This window comes from Psychrobacillus sp. FSL K6-2843 (genome assembly GCF_038626375.1).
Classification (GTDB): Bacteria; Bacillota; Bacilli; order Bacillales_A; family Planococcaceae; genus Psychrobacillus; species Psychrobacillus faecigallinarum.
The window spans coordinates 3515106-3541517 of the sequence record NZ_CP152021.1; the positions used below are offsets into that span (position 1 = coordinate 3515106).

27 protein-coding genes and 2 pseudogenes are annotated in these 26412 nt (G+C 37.6%); 6 read left to right on the top strand and 23 right to left on the bottom strand.

The features are described 5' to 3' along the window. Positions 1-580: 580 nt before the first annotated feature. Genes MKY94_RS17790 through MKY94_RS17800 form a run of 3 tightly spaced genes read right to left on the bottom strand, consistent with a single transcriptional unit; the run spans position 581 to position 3552 of the window. Positions 581-1402 carry an ABC transporter ATP-binding protein gene (locus MKY94_RS17790; RefSeq protein ID WP_151112585.1) on the bottom strand — a complete coding sequence of 274 codons (822 nt, stop codon included), beginning with the start codon at positions 1400-1402 and terminating at the stop codon, positions 581-583. Further along, the gene (locus MKY94_RS17795) at positions 1399-2403 is read right to left on the bottom strand and encodes an iron ABC transporter permease (RefSeq protein ID WP_151112584.1); all 1005 of its coding nucleotides are present in this window, start codon (positions 2401-2403) and stop codon (positions 1399-1401) included. The genes MKY94_RS17790 and MKY94_RS17795 overlap by 4 nt, the downstream gene beginning before the upstream one ends. A gap of 18 nt (positions 2404-2421) precedes the next feature. Next, entirely contained in the window at positions 2422-3552 is a 1131-nt protein-coding gene (locus tag MKY94_RS17800; protein ID WP_144540606.1) for an ABC transporter substrate-binding protein, read from the bottom strand. Between the two features lie 206 nt (positions 3553-3758). On the opposite strand from MKY94_RS17800, the gene MKY94_RS17805 reads away from it, so the two are divergent. Then, entirely contained in the window at positions 3759-4400 is a 642-nt protein-coding gene (locus MKY94_RS17805; protein WP_342577536.1) for a phosphate starvation-inducible protein PhoH, read from the top strand. Continuing rightward, entirely contained in the window at positions 4397-5002 is a 606-nt protein-coding gene (locus MKY94_RS17810; RefSeq protein WP_151112578.1) for a hypothetical protein, read from the top strand. The genes MKY94_RS17805 and MKY94_RS17810 overlap by 4 nt, the downstream gene beginning before the upstream one ends. 104 nt (positions 5003-5106) lie before the next feature. Here the strand turns inward: MKY94_RS17810 and purU are convergent, their stop codons facing one another. The 7 genes from purU to MKY94_RS17845 all read right to left on the bottom strand — a co-directional run bounded on the left by purU (position 5107) and on the right by MKY94_RS17845 (position 13526). Then, positions 5107-6012, bottom strand: a complete 906-nt coding sequence (gene purU, locus MKY94_RS17815; protein ID WP_342577537.1) for a formyltetrahydrofolate deformylase — start codon at positions 6010-6012, stop codon at positions 5107-5109. Between the two features lie 122 nt (positions 6013-6134). After that, positions 6135-6953, bottom strand: coding sequence for a 3D domain-containing protein (locus MKY94_RS17820; RefSeq protein WP_186318285.1), 819 nt, complete (start codon positions 6951-6953; stop codon positions 6135-6137). A 775-nt stretch (positions 6954-7728) separates the two neighbouring features. Further along, entirely contained in the window at positions 7729-8049 is a 321-nt protein-coding gene (locus MKY94_RS17825) for a hypothetical protein (RefSeq protein ID WP_342577538.1), read from the bottom strand. Between the two features lie 238 nt (positions 8050-8287). Next, complete coding sequence (locus MKY94_RS17830; protein WP_342577539.1) at positions 8288-9286, bottom strand: agmatinase family protein; 999 nt, start codon at positions 9284-9286, stop codon at positions 8288-8290. Then, positions 9261-10553: an imidazolonepropionase gene (hutI, locus tag MKY94_RS17835; protein ID WP_154312241.1), complete on the bottom strand. Its 1293-nt coding sequence runs from the start codon at positions 10551-10553 to the stop codon at positions 9261-9263. The genes MKY94_RS17830 and hutI overlap by 26 nt, the downstream gene beginning before the upstream one ends. A gap of 6 nt (positions 10554-10559) precedes the next feature. Continuing rightward, positions 10560-12230, bottom strand: coding sequence for a urocanate hydratase (gene hutU / locus MKY94_RS17840; RefSeq protein ID WP_342577540.1), 1671 nt, complete (start codon positions 12228-12230; stop codon positions 10560-10562). 15 nt (positions 12231-12245) lie between these two features. Next, positions 12246-13526 (bottom strand): YjiH family protein, encoded by a 1281-nt coding sequence (locus MKY94_RS17845; protein ID WP_342578699.1) that lies wholly within the window; start codon positions 13524-13526, stop codon positions 12246-12248. A gap of 270 nt (positions 13527-13796) precedes the next feature. Here MKY94_RS17845 and MKY94_RS17850 point away from each other — a divergent pair, with 270 nt between their 5' ends. Next, on the top strand, positions 13797-15281 hold the full coding sequence (locus MKY94_RS17850) for a helix-turn-helix domain-containing protein (RefSeq protein WP_342577541.1): 1485 nt from the start codon (positions 13797-13799) through the stop codon (positions 15279-15281). Positions 15282-15398: 117 nt separating this feature from the next. Here the strand turns inward: MKY94_RS17850 and MKY94_RS17855 are convergent, their stop codons facing one another. Genes MKY94_RS17855 through MKY94_RS17870 form a run of 4 tightly spaced genes read right to left on the bottom strand, consistent with a single transcriptional unit; the run spans position 15399 to position 19215 of the window. After that, complete coding sequence (locus MKY94_RS17855; protein WP_229654001.1) at positions 15399-16736, bottom strand: Nramp family divalent metal transporter; 1338 nt, start codon at positions 16734-16736, stop codon at positions 15399-15401. Beyond that, positions 16688-17869 (bottom strand): thiolase family protein, encoded by a 1182-nt coding sequence (locus tag MKY94_RS17860; RefSeq protein WP_154312238.1) that lies wholly within the window; start codon positions 17867-17869, stop codon positions 16688-16690. Before MKY94_RS17860 ends, MKY94_RS17855 begins: the two co-directional genes overlap by 49 nt. A gap of 28 nt (positions 17870-17897) precedes the next feature. Next, the gene (locus MKY94_RS17865) at positions 17898-18554 is read right to left on the bottom strand and encodes a 3-oxoacid CoA-transferase subunit B (RefSeq protein ID WP_151112566.1); all 657 of its coding nucleotides are present in this window, start codon (positions 18552-18554) and stop codon (positions 17898-17900) included. A gap of 4 nt (positions 18555-18558) precedes the next feature. Beyond that, positions 18559-19215, bottom strand: coding sequence for a CoA transferase subunit A (locus MKY94_RS17870; RefSeq protein ID WP_144541878.1), 657 nt, complete (start codon positions 19213-19215; stop codon positions 18559-18561). Between the two features lie 239 nt (positions 19216-19454). Here MKY94_RS17870 and MKY94_RS17875 point away from each other — a divergent pair, with 239 nt between their 5' ends. Together MKY94_RS17875 and MKY94_RS17880 are read left to right on the top strand one after the other, a co-directional pair. Beyond that, complete coding sequence (locus MKY94_RS17875; RefSeq protein ID WP_154312237.1) at positions 19455-20234, top strand: IclR family transcriptional regulator C-terminal domain-containing protein; 780 nt, start codon at positions 19455-19457, stop codon at positions 20232-20234. Between the two features lie 123 nt (positions 20235-20357). After that, on the top strand, positions 20358-20684 hold the full coding sequence (locus MKY94_RS17880; RefSeq protein WP_154312236.1) for a nucleoside triphosphate pyrophosphohydrolase: 327 nt from the start codon (positions 20358-20360) through the stop codon (positions 20682-20684). Between the two features lie 506 nt (positions 20685-21190). Here MKY94_RS17880 and MKY94_RS17885 read toward each other — a convergent pair. From MKY94_RS17885 to MKY94_RS17915, 7 genes and pseudogenes are all read right to left on the bottom strand, one after another. Further along, complete coding sequence (locus tag MKY94_RS17885; RefSeq protein WP_342577542.1) at positions 21191-21700, bottom strand: ankyrin repeat domain-containing protein; 510 nt, start codon at positions 21698-21700, stop codon at positions 21191-21193. Positions 21701-21813: 113 nt separating this feature from the next. After that, positions 21814-22320, bottom strand: a complete 507-nt coding sequence (locus tag MKY94_RS17890) for an SMI1/KNR4 family protein (RefSeq protein WP_342577543.1) — start codon at positions 22318-22320, stop codon at positions 21814-21816. Positions 22321-22336: 16 nt separating this feature from the next. Next, entirely contained in the window at positions 22337-22741 is a 405-nt protein-coding gene (locus MKY94_RS17895; RefSeq protein WP_342577544.1) for a sugar-binding protein, read from the bottom strand. Between the two features lie 140 nt (positions 22742-22881). Then, a complete protein-coding gene (locus tag MKY94_RS17900) occupies positions 22882-23292 on the bottom strand; it encodes a hypothetical protein (protein WP_144541866.1) in 411 nt (136 codons plus the stop codon). 324 nt (positions 23293-23616) lie between these two features. Then, positions 23617-23988, bottom strand: coding sequence for a hypothetical protein (locus MKY94_RS17905; RefSeq protein ID WP_144541864.1), 372 nt, complete (start codon positions 23986-23988; stop codon positions 23617-23619). Positions 23989-24010: 22 nt separating this feature from the next. Further along, positions 24011-24331 (bottom strand): DUF6572 domain-containing protein, encoded by a 321-nt coding sequence (locus MKY94_RS17910; RefSeq protein WP_144541862.1) that lies wholly within the window; start codon positions 24329-24331, stop codon positions 24011-24013. 218 nt (positions 24332-24549) lie between these two features. After that, a pseudogene (locus tag MKY94_RS17915) lies at positions 24550-24762 on the bottom strand (YrhA family protein); the annotation flags it as partial. 63 nt (positions 24763-24825) lie between these two features. Between MKY94_RS17915 and MKY94_RS17920 the strand changes: the two are divergent. Continuing rightward, positions 24826-24897: pseudogene (locus tag MKY94_RS17920) on the top strand (resolvase); the annotation flags it as partial. A gap of 574 nt (positions 24898-25471) precedes the next feature. On the opposite strand, the gene MKY94_RS17925 reads toward MKY94_RS17920, so the two are convergent. Then, positions 25472-26038, bottom strand: coding sequence for a DUF1629 domain-containing protein (locus MKY94_RS17925; RefSeq protein ID WP_342577545.1), 567 nt, complete (start codon positions 26036-26038; stop codon positions 25472-25474). Positions 26039-26057: 19 nt separating this feature from the next. Continuing rightward, on the bottom strand, positions 26058-26396 hold the full coding sequence (locus MKY94_RS17930; protein ID WP_222123084.1) for an AHH domain-containing protein: 339 nt from the start codon (positions 26394-26396) through the stop codon (positions 26058-26060). Positions 26397-26412 lie beyond the last annotated feature (16 nt).

The following is a 26412-nucleotide window of genomic DNA, read 5'->3' on the forward strand; positions in this document are numbered from 1 at the left end:
GGTTTTTTGATGTTTCAGTAAATATTTTCTAAATAAAAACTTTACGAACAAGAACATTTGTTCTGAAATGTGTTATAATAGAAAAAGCAATTGCATACCAGGTTGGGCGGCGGTCACTTCTTTCAAAGGGGTGATGCCAATGACAATTTACGAAACGATGAATTTGTTAATGCAGCTAAGTGCTGTCTTTCTAACAGCTTTTTCTATCGTAGTGACATTGATTATTTTCTTCATAAAAAAGAAATAACCGTCCCCTGGCAAAGGTTTGACGGTTATTTCTGACCTAGGACCAACCGCTCTTTCTGCGGTCTGCATATTGTTGGACTGGATATTGCAGTATCCAGTCCTTTAACTTACTTGCTTATTGTTATTATATACAGAAAGCAATGCATATTCAACTCATACTGGTCAAATATGCCTTACTTCTCTGCTTTTTACTAATAGATTTCATTACTAATGGATTACTTCATTTTATGCAACTATATTTTATATGTGTATCCTAAACAGTACAAATCTTAGATTATATAAAAAAGAATAGACATTTAAACGTCTACTCTTTTCTGATTTCTTCAACTCGCCCCTAATAAGTATCATTTCCGAAATATGTAGGCACCACGGTTTCATAAACCTGTCCGTCCAATTCATGTCTTAGACGCTTTACTTCAATTTGGAAATAATTCAAAATGTTTTCTTCCGTCATAACCTCAGAAACACTTCCGGTTATCACTGGCTTTTCTTTGGCGACCATTAAAACTTTATCTCCTAAATAAAATGCATGGTTGGCATAGTGTGTATTGATGACACAGGCTAACCCTTTTTCTTTCACTAACCTTTTAATTGTTTGTAGTATAATCTTTTGCTTTTGCATATCTAGATGCGATTCAGGTTCGTCCAATACTAAAATTTCTGGCTCTGCCACTAATGTTCGAGCGATTAATGCTAATTGCAGTTCTCCCCCACTGACAGATGTACAGGATTCCTCTGCTAAATGCTTGATGCCTACAGAGTCTAATGCTTCTAACGCTAAAGCATAGTCCTTTTTAGATGGCTGGGCGAATGAGCGAATGTAAACTGCTCTTCCCATCGTCACTAAATCTAAAATGGAATAGCTGAACGTCATACTCGAAGCTTGAGGAACGTAACCAATTTTTGTCCAGACTTCCTTAGAATTCATATTAGAAAGCGGCTCGCCATCGAGTAAGGTTGCCCCTCTTTTCCAATCCTGTAAACCCATCATGCATTTTAATAGAGTTGTCTTCCCTGCACCATTTGGGCCAAGTATGGACAATATTTGACCAGGATGAAGCTCAAAGTTGATATCATTTGCATAAAGTAGTTTTTGAGCATCAGGATTTTTGGCTTTTTTGTAAAAATAATTGCCGTCCTTTACCTGTAATATCATTTCCAGCCACCTCCTGTTTTACGAAGTAAATACGCGAAAAAAGGAGCTCCGATAATAGCTGTCAAAATAGAAAGTGGGATTTCAGCTGCCGTTAGACTTCGAGCAAGATTATCAATGACTAATAAGTATACTGCTCCTATGGAAATAGATGCAGGAAGGACATATTGATTGTTACTCCCTACAATCATTCGAGCGATATGTGGGATAATCAGCCCTACCCAGCCAATGATACCAGCTATTGAAACTGCTGCCGCAGTGATCAAGGTTGCCCCTAAAATAATTAGCCATTTCAGCTTGTTTACAGAAATACCTAATGATAATGCCTCTTCCTCCGAAAGGGAAAGGATATTCAATCTCCAGCGCAGCACATACAAAATTAGTATTCCAACCAAAATAATTGGTCCACCAATCATTAAATCGCTATAGCTTGCAGTACCAAGACTACCCATCAACCAATATGTTATTGCTGGCAGCTTTTCTTCAGGATCAGCTAGGAACTTCACGAGAGAGATTAAGGCCTGAAACAATGCACTAGTAACTACTCCTGCAAGGACAAGCATAAATATAGGCATATCTCGTTTTACTCCACCTATTAAAAATGTGAAGCCAATTGCAAGCATCCCCATTACTAATGCAATGATTTGCATCGTAAAGCTATTACCGAATAACAAAATTCCAATTGATGCACCAAATCCTGCACCAGCGGAAACACCTAAAATATCAGGGCTAACTAAAGGATTGGCGAACATTCCCTGGAACGCTGCACCGGCGATAGATAAACCTCCACCGATCAGCATAGCTAATAAAATTCTCGGCAAACGGACATTCATGACGACTGTTTCTTCCATATTAGACCATGTTTGATCCATTGGAATTATTTGTGAAAGTAATATTTTGATTTGAACAATGAAATCAATTTGATACCGGCCTACCCCAATCGAAATCAGACCAACTATGACAGGCAATGTCCAAAGTAATATCTTGATTAATTTAGACTTCATTTTTAAGACACCTTTGTATTAGTATTTTGCTGCTTCCGATGGTGGATTTAGAATTTCTTCCACTTGTGTATCAGTTAAATCATAACTATAGTAACGTTTGTAATAGTCTTTTATTTCTTCGTTCATGTCATACGTAAACAAATCTGGATGATTTTTTTGAGCCATCCATTTTAGCATCAATGGTGCATCTCCACTTGGTGGATACCAGCGATAAATACCGAGCGGCATTTTATAAACCTTTTTATCTTGAACTGCCTTTACTTCACTCCAGTCTTGGCTTTCGAAAACGTTGTTATACAAGTCCTCAGGCTGAGTTTCTGTAAAATTAGTGATATAAATGATATCAGGGTTCCATTTATAAATTTGCTCCATATTTACTGCTTTAATACCATCGACCTCTTCTGCTGCAACATCAATTCCACCAGTAGAGTTCAACCAACGGTTACCGTGCATACCTGTTCCAGCTACAGAAATCTCTCCATTATTATGGTATTGCAATACCATTACTCGAGGCATATCTTTCTCTTCAATACCTGCTTCGTCCAACGTGTCATAAATCATTTGTTGATTTTCTTCACCCTCTGCAATTATCTCTGCAGGTCGATCTGTTACACCAGTAATCTCTCCAGTTAAGGTCAACCAGCGATTCAATGTATCTAGCGGGTTAAGTGAGTCAGTAGCAGTGTCTAAAGCGACCGTTGTTATACCCGTATCTTCAAGTTTTTTCACCGTTTTTTCTTGATTAGCAATCTCAAAATATACATCTGGATCTAAAGACAATAGCTCCTCTACATTTACTTCACCATTTTCAATAAAGTTCGTTTTAGCATCTAGAATAGATGGTGAAATTTCCTTTAAAATAGAGTGGGAAGCTGCATTATAAGAATTTGGATGTATCCCTGCAATCTCCTCAGTAGAATTTGTAGCGATAAACCATGTAGAGAAGTATGGTAGGATTCCACCCATTACAATACTATCCAATGTTCCTGGTATCTCTACCTCTCTATTTAATTCGTCTACAATTAGCTTCGTTTCTTGGCTAGCCTCTAAATCCTTACTGCCCACTTCATTATCATTATTACCGCAGCCTGCTAGCAATAACGCTATGGAAGCCGATGCAATTAAATATCTATATGTACGTTTCCTCATTACATTTGTCTCCGTTTCTTATTGAGAATCATTTTCAACTACTAACTAACTTATAATAATTATCCCAAAAGGTCAAGAAAGCTTATTAAAAAAATAATATTCAGAATGCAATATAGTAAAATTTTGTCTTTTCATATTTTTAATTTTTGTGTTATGATGCAAACAAATGAGAATAGTTATCAATTAAATTAAATGGAGGGCTCTTTTTGGCTAACTCAAACAGTATTCTATATTTGGATCCAGGTCATGCCTTTGGATTGTCCAACCGTACCAATCCTTTCATGAACAAACATTTTACGATTATCGATCAATACCAATTAACTCAACATAATCTAGAGCCATACTGCTGTATAGTAGTTCACGATTTTGCAGACCAAGAGTATTTATATAAAAATAGAGCAATTATTGAAGACTTTTTAGAGGCAGGTAAAATTGTTATTTTCGGGGGACATTTATTTAGAGAGTGGCTTCCTGGTTGTCCTATTTTTACTCCTAGAACTATTGAATCCCATGAAGATTACAATGTATATAAGAAAATAAATCATCCCATTTTTGAAGGAGTAGACACGGATGATATGACCTATAACAAAGGTGTAGCAGGCTTCTTTGCTAGGGTGACACACTCCCCTGTTCCAGCTGGTTCAGATGTACTTCTGACTTTCCGAGACGGAATGGCTATTACATATATTGATAGACAATCAACGAAAGGCACGATTTTAGTCCATTCTGGTCGAGATCTTTTCGCTCATCGCATGCAAAATAAATCGACAGATCGCATTAGCACTCAGCTGCTTCAATGGATTCAAGATGAATATCAGGTATTACAAAAGGGAGGCAGCACCAAATGAGAAAAATTGCCGTGATTTACAGTGGACATGCGCCTCATCACCGGACTTTTAATGAACCAAAATATAAGCAATACATTGACCGACTAATCTATTTCCCTGAATTCCAGGATGCTTCTTTAGAGGGAGTAGATGTATTGTTTGTGCCCTCTCAATTGAATGAGCATTTATTGATGAATGCGAAGGCGAAAATTCATGCTTTTGCTAATGATGGAGGAATTGTATTAGCCTTTGGGCCTCAGCCCTGGGAATGGCTCCCAAATCAAAAATGGGAAGAACGTGAGACTAATTTTTGGTGGTGGCTAGAAAAGGACGCAAAAAGTGGTTTAGTGTTAGCTGATCCAAAATATGATTTGTTCAACTATATAACCTTGAAAGATGCAACTTGGCACCAGCACGGTGTATTTTGGCCAGAGGAAGGTGCTCAAAAGCTGATTACTACTGAGGACGGAGGAGCTGTTCTTTACGTTGATAAGGTCAGCACAAAGGGTACTTGGATTATTACTACACTTGACCCAGACTATCATTTTGGCTCTTATTTCATGCCCGCAACTGAACGATTCCTAGATGGCTTTTTACCTTGGCTTGCTAAAGGTAATATATAAAAGAAACCTGTATCGAGATAAATCGATACAGGTTTTTTATTTATATTTCCTTCGCTTGAAATCTCTAGCGATTTACTAATTAAAGCTCCCACTATGGGTTCTATTTAATGAAATACGATTGTTTTATTGCCCTCTACAATTATTCGGTTTTCCAAATGCCATTTTACAGCTCTTGCTAGCACTCGTCGTTCTATTTGACGTCCAAGCTTCTTAAGATCAGTCACATCATCCCGATGGTCTACTCGTTCCACATCTTGTTCGATGATTGGCCCTTCATCCAAATTGTTTGTTACATAATGAGAGGTAGCACCGATCAGCTTTACTCCTCGTTCATATGCACGTTCATAGGGACCAGCTCCTATAAATGCTGGCAGGAATGAATGGTGGATATTGATAATGCGATTCTCAAAATGAGCAACAAAACCAGGAGTGAGTATTTGCATATATCGTGCCAAGATTAATAAATCCACCTCATATTGCTCCATTAAGCGAATCTGCTCCTCTTCCACCTGCTTACGAATTTCTTTGTTAGCGGGAATATAGTGAAATGGAATTCCTAAAGACTCTACCATCGGGCGAGCCGTTTCATGATTGCTTATGACAACAACAATATCAGTGTCCAGATCACCATTTTGCCATTCCCATAGAAGTTCAATTAAACAATGTGGTTCTTGAGAGACAAGGATTGCAGAACGAATTCGCTGTGCTGGATATGAAAACTTATATTCCATTCCGTGGGTATGTGCTACTTCCTCAAAATCCTTTTCCATTTGAGCTGCCTTTGCCACTAAGTTGTCCCCGTGGTACGCAATTCGTATAAAGAACATCCCATTTTCAGGATTGCTTGAATACTGACTAGACTCTATGATATTGCATTCATGCTCATATAAAAAAGTAGATAGCACTGATACAATACCCGGCTTATCTACACATTTTACTAGTAGGCGTCCTCGATTTTCCAAAGTATTGTGATGCGTATTCAACACTTGCTTAACTTGTACATCGTCCATTTTTTATAACACCCTTTACGTAAATATTAATTTTCTCATTATCCTTCATTTTGAAAATCTTCACAAGTGCTTTATCTTCGACCAGAGAAAAAGCCTATGTAATATTTACATAGGCTTCTAACTTAATCTAAAATGATTAATTTAACTTGCTTTCTACCCCATTGCATTGCATTTTCATAGGATGGCATAAATACATCAATTTTATTACCTTTAATAGCCCCACCAGTATCACCTGCAATTGCCTCTCCATAACCTTCTACCCATACTCTTGTCCCAAGTGGAATTATACGTGGATCAACGGCAATTACTTTTTCTTCGGGATTGGCTCTTAAATCAATACCGTAGGCAGTTGTACCCGAGCATCCTGTACAATAGGCTGTATAGGCTGTTGCTTCCATCGTCATCTCAATGGAACCATCTGTTTTTGGTGCTTCTGCTACAACTGGTGCAGATACTTCAATCTTTGTCGATGCTGCGCTTGGAGCTACTGGCTCATTTGGTGGAGCAGTAACCCCCATCACCTGTCTCTTCGGTGAATCCTCCGATTTCCCAGTTCCTTGCTTCACTATTAATTCATCACCTGGAAATATTAAATCTCCTGTTATATTATTCATATTCATAAGTTCGCTGAGTGACAAATCATTTGCTAGAGCAATCCTATAGAGATTGTCCCCCTCGGTAACCGTGTAAATTACTGGCTCAGAACGAATTTTCATAAGCAATTTCATTGCATATAAGTCATCAAAATGTATATTAAAATCGTCCATCTCAGTTTCTAAGTCAGTTTCTTCGTCTACTAAATTCCTTTGGTCTGAAGCGTCGGTAAGAAGAATCATTTCATCCCTTTGATCCGTAGGGGATAAAACATTCGATGCGTGCGCTACTGAGTTTGTAGTTAAAGTAATTAGCGCAACGAATAAAATAGTCCTAACCTTGAACATAAAGTTCCTCCTTTGTACCTCTTTTCGTAAACTCTCTAGAGTATTGCCCCAAAACTTTAAAAAACAAACCCTCTAAATAAAAAAATAGAAGGTTTCGTTCGAAACAACTAAAGTTTTTAGAGAAACAAAGGACTTTATATCATAATAGATTGAGATTAAATTCATCAAATTCCTATTAATTCCACATTATAAAAATATCATAAAGAGTCATTGTATTAAATAAAAATACCCATTTTTTTCTAAATAAAACAACCCCTTTTCAACATCTACAAAATTGTATTTTCATTTAAAAATAATCGAATATTCACACTTTTAAGTGGGCAATTTTTAAAACTTAACGGGCGCTTTTCTCCATTTTAGGGGCGCAAACTTAGTTTAGGAGCTATATTTTTCGATTTTGGAGCGGCTTTTGCATATTTAGGAGACACTTTCTACTTCGTTATGGGTGCTTTTCTTCATTTTAGGGGCGAAAACTTAATTTAGGGGCTATATTCTTCAATTTAGGAGAGATTTTTACATAATTAGGAGACACTTCTGACTATGATTGGGCGCTTTTCTTCATTTTAGGGGCGCAAACTTAGTTTAGGAGCGGTTTTCTTCAATGTAGGAGCGATTTTTACATAATTAGGAGACACTTCAGAATCCGTTACGGGCGCGAGCTAGGAGACATATTTCTCATCATTTATTAATTTCACTATCGATTATTAATTAGAATTTAAGCAAACAAAAATCCAGAGAAGAAAGCGATAAGCTCGTTTCTTTCTGGATCAGACTTTTATATCCATTTTAGGTTCTCCAATAGTTGTTGAAAATTTTTTAAAAAGTTCTCCTTGCTCTCCTCGCTATTTAACGATTTAACATCTACCTGACTCATGAAGTGTAAAACCTCGGGATGATGATCCCAATTTTGTTCGAATCGATTCTTCAGCTCTACATACCAATCATATTTGTACATCCTTCGCATATGTCGGACGGCCCTTCGACTCTCTTCCGTGGTTACTTCCTTTGTCCTTCCATCAGAAAGAAACATGGACACTACAAACTTTGAAATATTATTAATATATTGGATAAACGTAGTGGATATCCTTTCTATCATACAATTCCTCCCCTGTCCCATTTACTACTATTATACGCTAAAACAGGTGAAAAAGATTTATTTTTCTGAATTTTATTTGAAAGAGCATGAAGCTATATTTAGCTTCACGCTCTTTTTATATGAACGGTCATAAAAATTTTTATCCGGTCATAAATCTCGCGCTAACGGTCATAAAAATTTCTATCCGGTCATAAACCTCTCCCGAACGGTCATAAATTTCCCCATCCGGTCATAAACCTCATAATGCCTCGGGTTTCTTCACTTGGTGCTGATAAAAGGACGCTAAAAACGTTAAAAATGCGTAAGTGGTCGTCTTGACAGTAGCTTGTACTGGGTTATCCTTCGTTGGATCAATACATACAAAGTCAATGGCTCCTATCCCTTCACATTTCCCTACTTCATATAAAATATCAAATAGCTCATCCGAACGCATGCCGCCGGGTGTGGATGCTGGAACTCCGGGCGCATAGGCTATATCTAGGACATCCATGTCTACGGTGACATAAATAAAGTCTACTTGCTCCATCAATACAGATAGTACGTCCTGTATCGTTTGCTCGATGCCTTTTTGTCGCAGCTCCTTCAATCGTATCCGGTGAACCTCATAATCATTTGCAGCCTCTATTAGAGAAGGTGCATTATAAAAACCATGCAATCCAATATTGTAGACATGCTTCCCCTCGATCACTCTACCTTCTATTAATTGGCGAATGGGGGTTCCGTTTGTCGGACCGTGGTCATCTGTGGAGCGCAAATCTAAATGTGTATCTAACTGTAAAATACCAATCTTCTTTTCTGGCATAACCTTCTTTAATCCACGAATAGTTGCAGCCGTTACTGAATGATCTCCGCCAATTGTTACCTTCAATGCGTTTGGATATTCTCCTGCCACATTCTCCATAGCGTCCTCGATGTGTTGATGGCTACGCAATATGTCCGTGAAATGCATCTTTACATTTCCGATATCCGCCACCTTCAACTCACGAATGTCTATATCTTCATCAATATAGTATGTCGAGAATTTTTCCCATGACTGACGAAAGACATTTGGAAACTCAGATGCTCCTGAAACACTAATAGAAGACCTGGAAAGCGGTGCCCCAAGAAGCACTACCTCCCAGTCCTTTTTCTCACTTCGCCACTGGGGAACAATCCAGTCCTTGACCTTCATATCTTGATGTTCTATTCTCTGCCAGTTAAATGGAGCAGGCTCAATTGGTGCTTTTTTGTAGTCCATCTATGATCACCCCATTATCCACAACTACTTTTCCATTTTTTACAACGGTCTTCGTATGGTTCATTCCGTAAAAATATTGAAGTTGCTGATAGTTTTCGACATTTAAAATAAGCACGTCCGCCTTCTTACCAGATTCTAAAGAACCTATCTCATTTCCTCTGTTAATCGCATATGCGGCGTTAATGGTGGTCGCTGTCAGAACCTCCTCCATCGTCATGCCCATATTCATACAGGCTAAATTCATGATGAAAGGCAGCGAAATCGTTGGAGAAGAACCCGGGTTAAAGTCAGTTGAAATGGCAACCGGCACACCTTCATCCACCATCAATCGCCCTCGCGCAGAAGCTGCCTTTAAGAAAAAAGCCGTCCCTGGCAACAAAACAGCCACTGTTCCAGCCTGCGCCATTGCTTGGATTCCTTTATCCGAGGCTACCAATAAATGCTCCGCTGAAATAGCTCCTACCTCCGCTGCTAGCTCTGCTCCCTCATATGGCTCGATTTCATCTGCATGGATTTTAGGGATGAGCCCGTGTTCTTTACCAGCCAATAAAATTCTACGAGACTGCTCTGGAGTAAAGACACCCTTTTCACAGAAAACGTCATTGAACTCCGCTAGACCTAACTCTGCTACTTTCGGAATCATCTCATTGACAATCAAGTCTACAAACGCATCAGGATTTCCCTTATACTCAGCAGGTACCGCATGGGCCCCCATGAACGTTCTTACTACATCGATTGTATGATTCTCCTGAAGCTTCTTTGCAACCTGTAGCTGTTTCTCCTCTGTTTCCCAATCTAAGCCATAGCCACTTTTTGCTTCTACTGTTGTTATCCCATGACGAAGAAAATCATTTAGGTGTGCATATGTTTTCTCATATAAATGGTCAAAGGATGACTCTCTCGTTTTCTTCGTGGTAGCATGAATTCCTCCGCCGGCATTCATGATTTCCATGTAGGTAGCTCCATTTAAACGCATTTGGAATTCATTTTCACGAGTTCCCCCGAATACTAGATGCGTATGTGCGTCAACAAGTCCCGGCATAACTACACTGCCAGTGGCATCTAATATCTCTGCCTTCTCCATTAACTCTGGATGCTGCTCCTGAAGTTCTTCCTTAGTACCAACCGCTACAATGCGGTCTTCTTCTATTAATAGACTTCCATTTTCTATAATGTTAAGCTCAGTCATTTCTTTTCCCGTACGCGCTTTCTTACTAGCCGACGCTAGAGTAATTAATTGATTTGCATTTGTAATTAGTAGTGTCATGTATTCTCATCCTTTTGTGTTTAGCATTGGTATATGAACATTCTTCTCCTGGGCAGTTTTAATGGCAATCTCATAACCTGCATCTGCATGGCGAGCAACCCCCATACCAGGATCAGATATTAGCACACGGCTAATCTTCTCTGCTGCCATATCCGTGCCGTCTGCTACGAGCACCTGACCAGCATGCTGTGAATACCCCATTCCTACGCCACCACCGTGATGTACACTTACCCAGCTTGCTCCACCAGCAACATTCACTAATGCATTTAAGATTGGCCAATCGGACACTGCATCAGAACCGTCCTTCATTCCCTCTGTCTCCCGATTAGGGGATGCCACAGAGCCTGAATCTAAGTGGTCACGTCCAAAAACGATCGGAGCCTTAAGTTCACCTGAAGCGACCATTTCATTGACCTTAAGCGCAAAGCGGTGACGATCTCCATAGCCTAGCCAACAGATTCGAGCAGGAAGTCCCTGCCACTTCACCATCTTCTGAGCCATATCGATCCAGTTCACGAGCGCCTCATCGTTTGCAAACATTTCCTTTGCCAGTGCATCTGTCTTAAGGATATCCTCTGGATCCCCTGATAAAGCTGCCCAGCGGAACGGACCTTTCCCTTCACAAAACAATGGTCTAATATAAGCTGGTACAAATCCTGGGAAGTCAAAGGCATTCGCCACTCCCATTTCCTGTGCGTACTTTCTTATGTTGTTGCCATAATCAAACACCTCAGACCCCGCTGTTTGAAAATCCAGCATTGCCTGCACATGGTCAGCCATTGCCTTTTTCGCCTTTTGTTCATATGCTTTTGGATCAACCTTGCGAAGCTTTAGTGCCTCCTCTAATGACATATGGTTTGGAATATATCCGTTTAACGGATCATGTGCGCTTGTTTGGTCTGTCACTAGATCAGGAACAATACCACGTTCATAGATTTCTCTGTATACATCTGCACAATTTCCTACTAGCCCGATGGATGCTGGCTCTTTCTTTTCCTGTAATTCCTTCGCCATTCTCAGGGCATCATCTAAATCTTCTACTAAGTAATCGCAATAGCCTTCTTTTATTTTTCGTTCAATTCTTTTCTTGTCTACTTCTACTACAAGAATGACTGCACCTGCCATCTTACCAGCAAGTGGCTGAGCACCACTCATACCTCCCATACCACCTGTTAGGATTAATTTTCCACGGAGATCTGAACTGCCAAACACCTTTTTACCGGCCTCCACGAAGCTCAAATATGTTCCCTGTAAAATTCCTTGAGCACCGATATAAATCCAACTCCCTGCAGTCATCTGACCATACATCATCAAATCCTTATCCTCTAGCTCGTAAAAATGCTCCCAGTTTGCCCAAGCTGGCACCAAATTAGAGTTTGCAATTAGTACACGTGGAGAATGCTCATAGGTACGAAACACTGCTACTGGCTTACCAGATTGAATGAGTAGGGTTTCATCGTTTTCTAGCTTTTTCAAGGATTCAATTATTTGTTCATAGCTCGCCCAGTTTCGTGCTGCCTTACCAATTCCTCCATACACAACTAGCTCATCTGGATTTTCTGCCACCTCTGGATCCAAATTATTCATGAGCATCCTCATAGCAGCCTCTTGTGTCCATCCTTTGCATGATAGCTGACTTCCTGTTGGTGCCTTTATATTTTGTAATACATTTTTCATAAAATAACACTCCCTTTAAAATAATATAAATGCGATTGGTGTAACAATAATTAAAGTAAGTACAACCCGTTGGAACCAAATAACGACCATCTGACGAATTGTTAGCGGAATGTCGGTAGAGAGAATGACTGGAATAACAGCCGAGAAAAATAAAATCGCCGATACCGATACGACAGCTACGATAAATTTCGTCAAAGTAGTAGCAGAGGTCACTAATAAGGCAGGAAGGAATATCTCTGCAATAGATACAGATAATGCTTTTGCAGTAAGTAATGGATCTGGAATTTGCAAAGCCCAAGTAAATGGTAGGAAAATATACGCAATCCAATCAAACACCGGGGTATACATAGCAAGCAGCAACCCTAAAAGTCCAATAGAAAGAATGGATGGCAGAACACCCATCGTCATTATTAAGCCTTCCTTTAAATGCTGCAAAAGGTTTTTCCACAACGGCGGATTTGTTCGCACTGCCTGCATCGCCTCTGACCAAGCTATCTGCAGTCGATTTTCGTTAACAATAACCTCAGGGTCTCCTTCCTCTACGATGTACTCATCCTTCAGTTTTGCTAAAGGCCAAATACGTGCCGTAATAGCTGTCACTAAAAATGTTACGACTAGTGAAACCCAGAAGAACCAGCTCCAATAAGCCATTAAGTCCAATGTATTTGCAATTACGACCATAAATGTAACAGAAACAGTGGAGAAGCCTGTTGCAATAATTGCAGCTTCTCTGATTGTGTACTTCCCTTGGTTAAACACGCGATTAGTCAGCAATAAACCAACAGAATAACTTCCTACAAAGGAAGCAACTGCATCTACTGCAGAACGTCCGGGAGTTCTAAAAACCGGTCGCATAATTGGTTGCATGAACACACCTATAAATTCAAGTAAGCCATAGCTGACTAGCAATGCTAAGAAGATAGCTCCTATCGGAATTAAAACACCAACTGGCTTAATCAGCTTATCCATTAAAAATGGTCCGACATTTGGGTCAAATAGCCAAGCAGGTCCGACACCTACCAACAACAATATCCCTACTCCCAGACCAACCAATTTAAATAAGGACATAATAATACTGACCTTATCCTTATTCCATGTTTTAGTGACAAATGGATATACAGCTCCACATACAAGCATGATTACTATATAGATTGTTACAAAAGTAGGTGCATTCACTGATAGCCACGTTACAAGATGATCAAGTAGAATAGAAGATTTCTCGTTATACGTAAAGGTAACAAAGAAGCTAAAGATTCCTATTAAACTGCAAATAACAAACTTGAAGACAGAAAGCATCTCGGTCTTACCCTCTTGAATGAGCCCTTTATTCGGGATATTTACCAAACCCACCACTCCTTTTTCAATCAATTATAAAATTCAGAAAAGATTAAATATATGTAATATTGTTATAAAATAAAGGAATTTCTTTAGATAAGATGGAATTTTATTAAGAAAGAGAAGGAATAATTTATGATTTTTTGACAGAATGAATAAAATCATAAGAAATTCCTAACGGGATAAAGATTTAAAGCTAGATAACTATCGTAAAAAATGAGGTGTAATTGAGTGAAGCTCTTAATAATTGACCGAGATCAAACAGAAAGAAATGGAATTCAGTGGTATATCAAGCGATATCAGTTAAATATTACGACTATTTTAGAGGCGGGAAACATTAATGAGGCGGTTCAACAGATCGAAGCAGAGAACCCAGAGGTTATTTTATTGGAGATGGAACTACTTACTCAGGAGGAGTCAAATCGATTGAGTAAGGCTTTATTGCTAAATTCTCAGCACATCATTGGTATGACGGCAGAGCCTCTTTTTAAGCACGCATTAAATGCTCTATCTCTACGAGCACTCACCCTACTCGTTAAACCCCTCGATTTAAACATGCTAAAGCAATATATAACTCATGCAATAAGACAGAAAATAAATGTTCAAAGAGAGGTTCTCCCCTTAGTTGGCGATCATTCTATTTATCCTTCTTTATTTTTAGAGAAGCATCAGGTAGTAAATAATGAATTTACATTCTGTCTCATGTTAGAAACAGAGTTTTTGGAGCAAAACGAGCAGCTATTTCATTGGCTAGAATCTTTAAATCATCTGACTCTTTTACCCCTTTCTAAGCGCATTGTGGCATTTTCAACGGATGATTCCCTGGAGGGGCTTACTAAAAGAGCAAAAGCAATTATTAGAGAATGGACAAGCACACATAACGCAAACTTAAATATCGCGATCTATGATTTACCGAGAAAATCCATTAAGGAAATGTATCAAGCTATAAAAGAAACTCTAAAGCTACGTTTTCAGCATGGCTTCGGACAAGTTTTTCTTGTCAGCAAGCTTCCTAAATTTCATAGTTTAGATCCTTTTTTAACTATAGAGCAACAACGACTGTGGATAACAAGTCTTGAACAAAACGATGTTCAAACTATCAAGAGGTTTTTATATAGCATCACAGCCAATGAGATCTACTATCAGCCGGACACCATCCGCATTCAGCTTACTAGCATACTTGCTCAGGTAAGGAGGTTCATGCTGAAATACCAAATGGAAAAGCGATTAGATTTAGAATTGCGATACAACCGACTCTTCGATATCATCCTGAATCATCCGGTCCTTTACACGATTATTCAGGAATTCGTCCTATTCTGTCAGGACACCATGAACCAATCGATAAAACAAAAAGAAAAAGGCCAGTTCGACTATGTAAATGCCGCTATAGACTTTATCGATTATTCCTATACGGATCCTAAGTTAAATTTAGAGGTACTAGCTAGTTTTATAGGGATCAGCCAAAGCTATTTAAGCATGCTCTTTTCACAAACAAAAGAGATGACATTCAAGCAATACCTTAACCAAAAACGTCTTACTCATGCAAAGCAGCTGCTTCAGGAAACCAATCTAACCATCCATGAAATTGCATCAAAGACCGGCTTTAATGACGCCAACTACTTTTCAAAACTGTTTAAGGGGAAGTATGGAGAAAGCCCACTTTTGTATAGGCAACATGCAACTTTATCTATAGCGAAAGGCGCAGGTACCCTTTAAGTGTCATTTTTAAAATAGCTGTTTTCCGTTGAAGTAGTCGCCTGTTGCTATAGCTATAACAATAAAAATCGTATAAAAAATAAAACCATCACGTTAACAAACGTGATGGCTCCTATATTAACCAAACAATATTTTAACCAATTCACTTATTCCCAAATAACCAAACATAATGAGACATCCTATTAGTACGGTATTGGACACTAATTTGTTACGTGATTCTAAATTCTTAGCATTAAGAAGCAATACTAAAGAAAGGGCTAAAAATGGCATGAATAGAGATCCTAACGCTCCATAAATAATGATTAGTTCTACTGGTTTTCCGAAATAAAACAGAACCATTGGAGGGAATGTCAGCCATGCTAAATAGAAGCGATAAGCTGGTTCCTTTGTAGAAACCTTCTCTTTTCCAGGGCCTTTCTTTTTACGAATGGTTTTCATGAAATCTGCGAACAGATAAGGAACGCCATTCCAAACACCTAGTAGAGAAGTGTATGCTGCAGACCAGAAGGCCACTAAGAACATCCAGCGCATAGGTGTTCCAAATTCAGCTCCTAGCATGTCAGCTAGCTTAACCAGTCCTTCATCATCTCGAATACTCACTCCCGTACCTGCTAGGAACTGTGCCCCTATGACTAAACCAGCTAGTGTAAAAAGAGCTGTTAGAGTATATGCGACTTTGGCATCCAGACGCATGGCACTAACCCATTCCTTACCCTTCCACCCTTTCTCAGTCAACCAATATCCGTAGGAGGCCATTGTTATTGTCCCACCTACTCCACCGATTAAACCAAGCATAAGAATAAATGAACCTTCTGGAATACGGGGTACAAATCCAAACGCGAAATCACCAAAGCTTGGTAAGAACATTACTGCTGTACCGATAATCGTGATAAACATGACTCCAACTAAAACAGTCATTACTTTTTCAAACAGAAGATAGCGACCAACCCATATTAATATAAAACCTACGATTGAGTGGATGATAGCCCAAGCCCAAATTGGCATAATTGGGAACATGGCATGCATCGCCATCCCTGATGTGGAAGCAGCTGCCGCACCATATACAAAGCCCCATATAATTGCATAAACACCAAAGTAACCAGTTGCCCATTTACCGAGAGAATGCCAGCCATCCACAATCGTTTGACCGGTTTCTAAATACAGTCTCCCTACTCCCTCGTTCAAGAAGTATTTTAAAATGGCACCAACAATTACTGCCCATACAAAAGTCATTCCAAAAGATGTACCTATTACAAGCGATGTTATTAAGTCGGCCGTTCCAGCACCGGTTGCCGCCACGACGATTCCTGGACCAACCTGCTTCAGCTTCTCACCAAATGTAGCAGGTGGAATTAAATATTGATTTACCTCTTTACTCATCATATCATCCTTTGTTTTATGTATTTTTACATATTCTCCAGAAGTACAGCCATCCCCTGGCCACCTCCAACGCATAGCGTTGAGATTCCAAATTGTTCATTTCTATGCTTCATTTCATGTAATAGCTTCGTAAGAATAATTGCACCCGTAGCACCTAGGGGGTGTCCTAAAGCAATAGCCCCTCCATTAACATTTACCTTACTTATTGGAATCCCCACTTGTCTGATAACTGCAAGTGACTGAGAGGCAAATGCTTCATTTAGCTCCCATAGTCCAATATCCTGTACCTTCAAGTCTGTTTGTTTTAGAAGTTTTTCAATTGCTGGGACTGGACCAATCCCCATATAACGGGGGTCTACTCCAGTTGTGGACCAACTTTTTACTTTCGCCAACGGTTTTAAGCCTAGTATGTTTGCTTTCTCTGCAGTCATAAGGATAATCGCACTTGCCCCATCATTTCTTCCGCATGCGTTTCCAGCAGTTACTGTTCCGTCCTTTTTAAACACCGGCTTTAAACTTGCTAATTTTTCTAATGAGGTGTCACGCATATGCTCATCTCTTGCAAACACACTAGTTTCTTTTTTAGACTTTATTTCAATTGGAACGATTTGAGAGTCAAAACGGCCTTCCTCCCAGGCTTGCTTCGCTCGTTTTTGACTTTCCAAAGCAAATGCATCCTGATCTTCGCGAGATATGTCATATTTTTCAGCTACATTTTCTGCTGTCATACCCATTCCTAAATCCTTACCATACATCTCCATCGGTTGTTGACCATTTTCTAAATTGGAATCTACGATATATGGATTTCCTTCTCCAAAACGAGAATTTCGTAAATACAAAGGTGCTCTACTCATATTCTCTGCTCCACCTGCTAGAACAATATCTTGAGAATGGAAAGCGAGATGCTGAACACCGGATATAACCGATTGCATACCTGATGCACAAAGGCGATTTACTGTATAACCAGATGACTCGATTGGAATTCCTGCTTTCAGAGCCGCGACTCTAGCCAAATTGGAGGCTTCCGTCGATTGCCTTACTTCACCGAACACTACTTCATTAACTTGTTCGACTGTCAATCCTGCTTGGGTAATTGCTTCTTTCATCACGGTAGCAGCAAGATCAGCAGCCGGAACGTTTCTTAGCTGCCCACCAAATCTGCCTACCGCTGTTCGATTGGCACTAACAATCACAAATTCATGCTCCATATTCTAATCCCCCTTGTAGTTTCTTCTATTAATAAATTGATAATGTTGGAGACACAATAAATTTCGCAGGTGTAATTTCTTTTAGCTTCTCTACTGTCCAGCCGTCTGCTAGTTCCTCCAGAACCATTTTGTTTTCTACAAAACGAAACACGGCATACTCCGAAATAAGTGTACTTACGATATTCTTTGCTGTTACTGGGTAGGTACATTCACTAACGATTTTCGGCTCGCCATCCTTGGAGCAATGCTGAGTCGTTATAATGACTTCCTTTGCACCAGCTACTAAATCCATAGCCCCACCTACTCCTAAAATATCCTTTCCAGGAACTGCCCAGTTTGCTAAATCCCCTGTTTCACTAATCTGCAATGCTCCTAGAATGACCGTATTCACATGCCCTCCACGAATCATGGCAAAGGATTCGGAGGAAGAAAAATAGGAAGCGCCTAGTTGAGCGGTAACTGGTAGCTTACCCGCATTAATAATTTCGAGATCTAACTGTTTCTCGCTCGGAGATGGACCAACGCCTAGCAATCCATTTTCCGTATGTAAATAAACTTCTTTGCCTGTGTCTAAATAATCCGCTACTAACGTCGGGATACCTATTCCAAGATTCACAATGGAACCGTTTTTTATTTCTTCCGCGGCTCTTTTCGCGATTTTTGCTTTACTACTTATAGTTTCCATTTTTTCACTTCCCCTCCTCCACAATATAATTGACAAATAAATGTGGAGTGATGATATGCTCAGGATCTAGTTGCCCTACCTCCACTAACTCTTCTACTTGCACAATAGTGATTTTGGCAGCCATCGCCATATCAGGATTAAAGTTTCTAGCAGTCTTTGAAAAAACTAAATTGCCTAGCTTATCGGCCTTTTTAGCTTTAATAAGGGCCACATCCGCCTGAAGAGGAAACTCCAATACATATTCCTTACCATCTATTACTCGTGATTCCTTGTTCTCTGCGAGCAATGTACCAGCTGATGTACGAGTGTAAAAACCACCAAGCCCTGCTCCAGCAGCTCTAAGCCTCTCTCCAAGCGTCCCCTGAGGTACAAGCTCTACTTCAAGTTTTCCATCCTTTGCATATTGGACAGCATCCCTATTGCTTGTAAAATAAGAGCCGATTGCTTTTTTTATTTTGTTTTGCATTAATATTTTGCCTAAGCCCTTACCACCTGGTTCTCCCAAATTATTGCTAATAATTGTTAAATCAGAAACCTCATGCTCAGCTAGTGTATCCACAAGCTGAAGCGGACAGCCTATTAAGCCAAAGCCTCCCACTGCAACGATATCCCCATTTTTAATAGAAGAGATTGCTTTCTCAGCAGTCACAATCTTATTCATGTTGATAAATCCTCCTTTGTAGAAACCCTGAAAACCCTTACATTTATGTATAAAAAATATAGACATCATTGCCATACTTCTCATTAAGTTGTACACTATCCGTACAGTAATACGTTATGTGTTCTATAATTATATATATTAATTTTTTATTTTTCAAGAATAATATAAAATATTTAGAATATTTAAGGATAATATTGTAAAATAATCGTAAGGTTTCATATATAGAGGAGAAGATTTTTTTGGAAAAAAATAATAATGGTTACTTTGTAAATTCCGTTGCCAAAGGGTTTGAGGTGTTAAATGCCTTTACCTCCAATGCTAGTACAATGTCCCTTCGTGATTTGGAAGAAAAAACAGGTATCAACAAGGCTACAGTCAGAAGGTTTGCCCTCACTTTAGTCGATTTGGGCTATCTTCGATTATTACCAGAGAATAAATTTCAGTTAAGCCCTAAAGTATTAGATCTAGGATCAAATTACTTAGAGACTCTAAGCCTGCCTGACCTATCACTACCAATCCTTCAGGACATTGCTAAAAATGTGAAGGAGTCAACCAATATGGCAGTGCTTGATGGACCAGAGGTTGTCTATGTACTACGTGTCAATGCCGCCGAACGAATCATTGGATCAAATTTGCGCATTGGATCTAGACTTCCCTATTTTGCAAGCTCCCTAGGAAAAGCACTTGTTGCTTGGCTTCCAGAGAGCGAAAGGAAAAAAACATGGGACTCTGCAACGATAGAGGCCTTTACGGAAAAAACCATAACATCCTATAAAGAATTTGAAGCCCATTTGGCCATTTGCCGTTCCCAGGGCTATGCTGAAGGCAATGGCGAACTAGAGGTTGGACTACGTTCCATAGCAATGCCCATTTTCAATCGCAGGGGATTACCAATAGCAGCCATCAACATCTCTACCAACTTATTACGAAGCTCTGAACAACAAATTGCTGACGTCTATCTGCCAGCCCTAAAAGAAGGGGCAAGGACCATCAACCAACAAACTGAACATTTAAGTTGAATAGATAGAAGTAAACAGAGACAACTTAACAATTTCCTGTATTGTCAGGATACATAAAACTAATATTAGTTATCCTGACTCTTAGCCGCTTTAATGAAAGGAATAATGACAGGAGGAATTTAAATGCCAGTATACAATAAGCTAGTACGAGACCTAATTCCGCAAGTAATTGAGAATTCTGGAAGGAGGTTTTCTACTCGTATTTTAGATAAATCAGAGCATCTAACCGAAGTTAAAAATAAATTTTATGAAGAAATGAAAGAATTTGAAGCTACGGATAATAGAAAGGATGCCCTCGAGGAGCTTGCTGACATTCTAGAATTAATACACGCAGCACTTCCCATTCTTGAAGCTACATATGAAGAGCTTGAACAAATTCGCATAGCTAAAAAAGAAAAGCGAGGGGGCTTCAATGATGGAGTCTATTTGATAGAGGTTGAGGATGCGTAAGCTGGGGATAATTACATCTAATTAAAAATCTTTCTCTACATTAAGTACAAACAAGGTGGCGACTGGGATTCATTATATCTTCATTAACATTACCATCGATACCTTTGTTTGTTGGGGCAGTATCCACTTTTGCAGACGGCGTGTTAATTGTCTTTGAATTTTTGGATCGAAACGTTTGGTTGCTGCTTTCTAGGATCATCCATCTCATTTTTCCTTATTGTAGCATGCGCGTTCTGAATATCTTGATTAATACTGCCATTAGTATTAAAACGATACTCCATGATGGTACAACCACCATGATCTCTGGATTCTCAAACAATTATTTTCTTCTTGTCGTTACTTAGACTATATTCATGTTATACAAAGTATAATTGTTTCATAAAAAAAACACCTGTTACCTATAAGGCAATCAAGTGCTTTATTTATGATTAAATTTTTAATATCATCTCTATACTACTGAGCCTATTAATCTTAAAATTCTAAGGCTACCCGTCTATATAAATTTTTTATTCTTTTTCTGTCATCTTCTGCTTTAGATAATCAGCAATTTCTTTTTGTCCTCTTTCTACGGCAAATGCATAGGCATCCATATCTTTCATGGTTTCTCCAGTGTATTTTATAAATATATTTATATTATTCTCAACTAATAATTTAACAATATCCATATGTCCTCCATATATTGCAGCAAACAGAGGATTTCTATCGGGTTCACTAATATCAATCTCCACATTCTCTCTAATTAGATAATCAGCAATATCTAAATGTCCTTTAGCAGTAGCTCTTTCAAGAGCATTTGTAGAAAAAGTTCCACCTTTTGCATTAATATCTATTCCAGCATTAATAAGATATCCTACTATTTCTAAATGCCCATGTGCTGCCGCTACATGTAACCATGTACCAACAGGTGTCATCCATGTTAACATTTCTGGTTCTTTCTCAAGTAAATCTCTCAAAGTATCCAATTTACCACTTTTTATGGCACTTCTAATATCTTTAGCAAGTTGTTTCTTATCCATCTTAATTTCTCCTTTAGCCTCTATTTCCTAGAAGCAATATCAGCTGATTTAATATAATTTAAAATAAAAAACCTTGAAAAGCTTTGAGCCAAACAAGGTAACAAGTAAAATTTCTACTCTATTTCAATTCCGTCATAAGCATCTCCTAGTGAATCAAAATCATCACTATACCAATACCAACTCTCACCTTCGCCTTTACTTACTAATATTCTATTTAATAAATCAGTAAATGAAATTGCTACAACTGTACTACTACCTACTACACCATGGGAATCCCAGTGACTATCATAGCATTTTCCTAACCTGTCAGGATGTAAATCAATCGATAAATAATTACCACTACCTAGGTCACCGAAAATATACCAATGTGAGGAAATATCACATTCGCATTTTTCCCCCACAATTATAGGGTTTGCCAGCACGAATTTATCAGAAGGAACGATAGAAACGCCAAAATCTACATTAGTAAACAACTCCACTCCTCCACAAATCGTATAAAATTCAAGTAAATCTTTCGGAAGAACGTCACCCTGTTCAATATTTTCTGGAAGTCCTTGAGGTGGGTAAACTTTACAGTATTCTGTTTCATTTATTTTTTGAAGAATCTCTTTTATGCTCATAATAGCCTCCTTATTATTAGTCTAGTGTATATAAATATTTATTTATTTGTCTGTAATATTCTCTCCTAGTTAATTCCGGAACCTTTGCAGCATCAAACATATCTTCTGATAATTTTTGTATCTCTTTAGGACTAACATTTTTCCAATCAACTTTCGCTCCTACAGGTCTACCTGTTCTCTCCCGTAGCCATTTTCTATAGACCTTTTTAGTTGCTTCGTGCATCCCACCATTATTCCTATCTGTGAGAGCAACTGTAGGTGACTTACCAACTTTTTCTTTATATCCTGGAATATTTTGCTTTGCCCACTCATTCATTACTCCATGATGATTTTCGAGACCGTGCTTTCCATTTGCAGGACGATAAGAAATTACATCATACTCTTTTACAACTTTTTCCGTACCCTTAGTATCTACATCCACATACATTATATTTAAGAATAGTCTTAAGATTTATTGACTCATATACTAGTCACCTAAGTCTATTTTTTCATAATGCTTATCAATTAATTTCACTAAATAATCATCTAATTTTTCAATATTTTAGCTTTCACAAGATTTTTTTATAATTTGTTTTGTTGTGAAAATGCTTCTAAAATCCTTTCAATAGGTAAACTAGCAGTTTTTAATAATTTCTCTACTTTGTCCTTTATTTGCTTATTAGAAGCAATTATTTTTTTATACTCTTCTCCATCAAAAGAACGTAAAGAATCTATTGCATATTCAGCCACTTCATCACTCTCATTAAGTAAGTCTAATAATAAATTAAATCCATATACTCCGTTATCTTCATCTATACAGTAGGCCAATCTAATTTTATATTTATCATCTTTATCTTTTAATCCTCGAATTAAATTCTCCCAATCAATATTAGTAAACTCACTCATCAATTCTTGCACATACATAAATTCATCGTCATAAAAATAATTATCTGCGCTATTTTCAGATAATACTGCATCTACTTTTTCATACATTCACTTTCCTCCTCTATTTACTAAAACCACCTGGTAATGGAGCATTATAGTATCCACTTTTGCAGCTTTGTATTTTTGAATGCAAGCGTTTAGTTGCTCAACTTTATAGGATCTCCCTTGTCATCCATCTCATTAAATTTCTCCTTGGTATCAAAAGCTGCATAGTTCTCCTTTACAACAGATTAATCATCTTTAGATATACTTGCTATCATTTTTAATAAATTCTCATCAATAATATTTTTCTGAAATAATATAGTGGAATTGAAATCACCAAACTCCAATTTAATCAATTCAATTAATTTATTTACTTCATACTGAAAATCATTAAATTGCATTTGCAATATCTATCTGCATCGATTCTAATGTACTTATTTCATATGTTTTTTCAATCCATTGATATGAAGGACATGCAAATGCCCCATTTGCTCTCAAACTTTCTTTTGCATTTATGTTCTCAGGCATTTCAAAGATTTCCCAAAATAAATTGTCATAGTTATAAGATTTAATATTCATTCTGAGAAATAAAGTCCATTTGTCTTCGTTGCATTGAGGCCAGAATACAGCATTAACAAAATATTCACCCACAACCTTATAAATACAGTTGGATATCACCTTGAATTTTTGTTTTTTCGCCTCTTGCTTTATGTTGGTCATTATCATTTTTTCTATTTCTCGGTCTTTTTGATTTTTGCTCATATTCTATCAATCTCTTTCCGATTCAATTCTTACTTATAACCACTTGGATATTGTATTCTCTCAATTGTTTATTAATAACTTGAACAAATTTTAAACAGTTCTCACTTGCTTCATATTTAAACCCTACATCAATAATGTAATATTCAAACGATTCATCTGGATAGGTCTGTGCGTACTGATTTGATTCTATAAAACTTAGATACGCATTAATTTTATCTTGCAATAAGTTTAAATGCTCTGCTTCATTTTCCCAATCTAAATGGTCTGAAAGCATTAATCTCAAGCCTTTCCCATCCTTGCTTATACCCATAGCATCAATTTTATCAGTTTCTAATATTGACATATCTCTCGCCTCGCTATTCTGGTCTAATAATCTCTACTTTTGTAGGAGGTATTTGTGTACCACCTTCAAACCTTCCTTTACCTTTACCTACTACATTTCCCTCACCTGTAATTCTGGGAAACCTTTTGTTTGATTTTTTGTCAAAGGTGCTGTTGTTAAAAGCTGCCGCCGGATTGTATATTTTAACTAAGTGCTTCAGAAAAAGCAGATTCAAACTTTTGGTCAATCCCATAGATTTTAAGTCCATTAAATTCAATTCCACTCACTCTTTGTAAAAATTCATAGTATTCCTGAGGCAGTACTTCTTCACCAAATTTTTCTACTACAGATTTACGAAATTCTGATAACTCGTTTTCATTGGCAGGTAAATTGAGTTCTCGATTTCGTTTCTCTCTCATTTTGGAAATCTGACTAACTTGCTCTCTCCACATATAATAATCACCTTCTAAATATTATTTATTCCTTGGGTAAATGTCTCCTTCTAGAATAGGAAAATGTTATTAGACCAATATCAAAGATTAGAAATTGCATTAAAGTTAGGGAGAGTGCGAAACAAGAAAGCCCAATAGTAGACAATCAAGTGCTTTAATTTTATTTCACCGCTTTTAAAATATTTGATAATATCAACTTTTTAGCACGACCGTCTCTAGTAAAAATACAACCCCAAAATTTTAAGCCCAAGCAATATAAGAACTCTCTTTCACGTAATCTTATTGTTATCGCCACGAGATTTGTCATTCTCGTTAGTTTTTTAGCCATTACATGTCATAGCTACCCCCGCCATGTAAAATGTCGTCTCGCCCAACTCATACTTTTCTTCCTAGCCAGTATTAAAATAAAACTCCTTGATGGTATAACCATCATGAGCTTTCGATTCTCAAACAAAACAAATTCTTATTGTCTCACTCAAAAATCTTACTTGCAAAACCTACAAACTTAAGGCAATGACAAAGCTCATAATGCTATTATTCACTATCTTTATGTATCCGTATCGTTACCACCAACATGTGAAATGTCAAATCGACCATTTCTTGTACTTTTCTCTTATCATTCCTATATAAATAAAACTCCATGATGGTATTACCTTCATGGAGTCTTTATTTTCGAATATATTCTAGTAAAAAATTCTTATTCTAAAATTTAGATAGCTTTAATTTCGTAAAATTCCATACCCGTTAATTCATTATTTTCAATTTCTTTTTTAAATATTTCTGAAACAAAAATAGGAATTTCCTGTCTATTTCCCAATTTAAAAATATCACTATTTTCTACTTTACTCTCATAAATTGCATATTTTCGTACATTATATATTGTCCCAACACTTTTAGTCTGTATTTCATGGTAGTCTGATTCTTCTAAACAAATTGCATCGACCACTTTAAGAATATTAGCAATATAATACCCTTCTAAACTATCTCCACTTTTCAACTCAACAATGTCAACTGGAAAGTACTCAATTTTTGTATTTAAGGTCTCCATAATAGTTTTCAATCTTCTAGATACCACAGACCATCCCATATCATTTGCAAGATAGTCTGTAGGCACTTCTCCCTCACTTTTATCATAGTAAAATTTAAAACTTCCATCCCATCTATTAAAAGTCTGTCCAGTTTTAAATTCATATTGTTGAATACTTAAATCATCCTTATAAAGACAAACTATATCATTTTCACCTGAAACTTCTATGCTTAGCTTATAAAATTTCATCTGTATTCCCTACCTATTTTTAATTTAACCAATACTCTTTGTAAAGCATATCTGGATTTTCCCTGACTTCTTTCTTTAAACCTTCAAATAGCTCTAAAAAAATTTCTTTATTCCCACGCGCAATAGCATCATATTCATTTATCCTGTCTAACACATACTCATGATATGCGTTCGGATCTCTACCTTGAGGTGGCAATAATTCTTTATTCCAAGCGTCATCTAATTCCAAACCATACTTTTTTTTCACATTTTCTAACTGGTGAGTATACGTTTTACTTTTATTTGTCGCATAGTGATGAACTTGTTTTGGTTTTTCTTTTTTAGGCTTACCCGTACCCTTAGGAATATCGAAAAATATACTTTATGAAAGGTGG

Bases quoted from the DNA above. Each gene is read 5' to 3' on its own strand.
- MKY94_RS17885 (WP_342577542.1), bottom strand. From the start codon at position 21,700: ATGGATAAGAAACAACTTGCTAAAGATATTAGAAGTGCCATAAAAAGT.
- hutI (WP_154312241.1), bottom strand. From the start codon at position 10,553: ATGACACTACTAATTACAAATGCAAATCAATTAATTACTCTAGCGTCG.
- MKY94_RS17905 (WP_144541864.1), bottom strand. From the start codon at position 23,988: ATGAGCAAAAATCAAAAAGACCGAGAAATAGAAAAAATGATAATGACC.
- MKY94_RS17825 (WP_342577538.1), bottom strand. From the start codon at position 8,049: ATGATAGAAAGGATATCCACTACGTTTATCCAATATATTAATAATATT.
- MKY94_RS17800 (WP_144540606.1), bottom strand. From the start codon at position 3,552: ATGAGGAAACGTACATATAGATATTTAATTGCATCGGCTTCCATAGCG.
- MKY94_RS17790 (WP_151112585.1), bottom strand. From the start codon at position 1,402: ATGATATTACAGGTAAAGGACGGCAATTATTTTTACAAAAAAGCCAAA.
- MKY94_RS17820 (WP_186318285.1), bottom strand. From the start codon at position 6,953: ATGTTCAAGGTTAGGACTATTTTATTCGTTGCGCTAATTACTTTAACT.
- MKY94_RS17865 (WP_151112566.1), bottom strand. From the start codon at position 18,554: ATGGAAACTATAAGTAGTAAAGCAAAAATCGCGAAAAGAGCCGCGGAA.
- MKY94_RS17890 (WP_342577543.1), bottom strand. From the start codon at position 22,320: ATGAGCATAAAAGAGATTCTTCAAAAAATAAATGAAACAGAATACTGT.
- hutU (WP_342577540.1), bottom strand. From the start codon at position 12,230: ATGAAAAATGTATTACAAAATATAAAGGCACCAACAGGAAGTCAGCTA.
- MKY94_RS17880 (WP_154312236.1), top strand. From the start codon at position 20,358: ATGCCAGTATACAATAAGCTAGTACGAGACCTAATTCCGCAAGTAATT.
- MKY94_RS17860 (WP_154312238.1), bottom strand. From the start codon at position 17,869: ATGGAGCATGAATTTGTGATTGTTAGTGCCAATCGAACAGCGGTAGGC.
- MKY94_RS17845 (WP_342578699.1), bottom strand. From the start codon at position 13,526: ATGCTTTCTGTCTTCAAGTTTGTTATTTGCAGTTTAATAGGAATCTTT.
- MKY94_RS17925 (WP_342577545.1), bottom strand. From the start codon at position 26,038: ATGAAATTTTATAAGCTAAGCATAGAAGTTTCAGGTGAAAATGATATA.
- MKY94_RS17810 (WP_151112578.1), top strand. From the start codon at position 4,397: ATGAGAAAAATTGCCGTGATTTACAGTGGACATGCGCCTCATCACCGG.
- MKY94_RS17830 (WP_342577539.1), bottom strand. From the start codon at position 9,286: ATGGACTACAAAAAAGCACCAATTGAGCCTGCTCCATTTAACTGGCAG.
- MKY94_RS17910 (WP_144541862.1), bottom strand. From the start codon at position 24,331: ATGTCAATATTAGAAACTGATAAAATTGATGCTATGGGTATAAGCAAG.
- MKY94_RS17855 (WP_229654001.1), bottom strand. From the start codon at position 16,736: ATGCGTTGGAGGTGGCCAGGGGATGGCTGTACTTCTGGAGAATATGTA.
- MKY94_RS17870 (WP_144541878.1), bottom strand. From the start codon at position 19,215: ATGAATAAGATTGTGACTGCTGAGAAAGCAATCTCTTCTATTAAAAAT.
- MKY94_RS17900 (WP_144541866.1), bottom strand. From the start codon at position 23,292: ATGTATGAAAAAGTAGATGCAGTATTATCTGAAAATAGCGCAGATAAT.
- purU (WP_342577537.1), bottom strand. From the start codon at position 6,012: ATGGACGATGTACAAGTTAAGCAAGTGTTGAATACGCATCACAATACT.
- MKY94_RS17795 (WP_151112584.1), bottom strand. From the start codon at position 2,403: ATGAAGTCTAAATTAATCAAGATATTACTTTGGACATTGCCTGTCATA.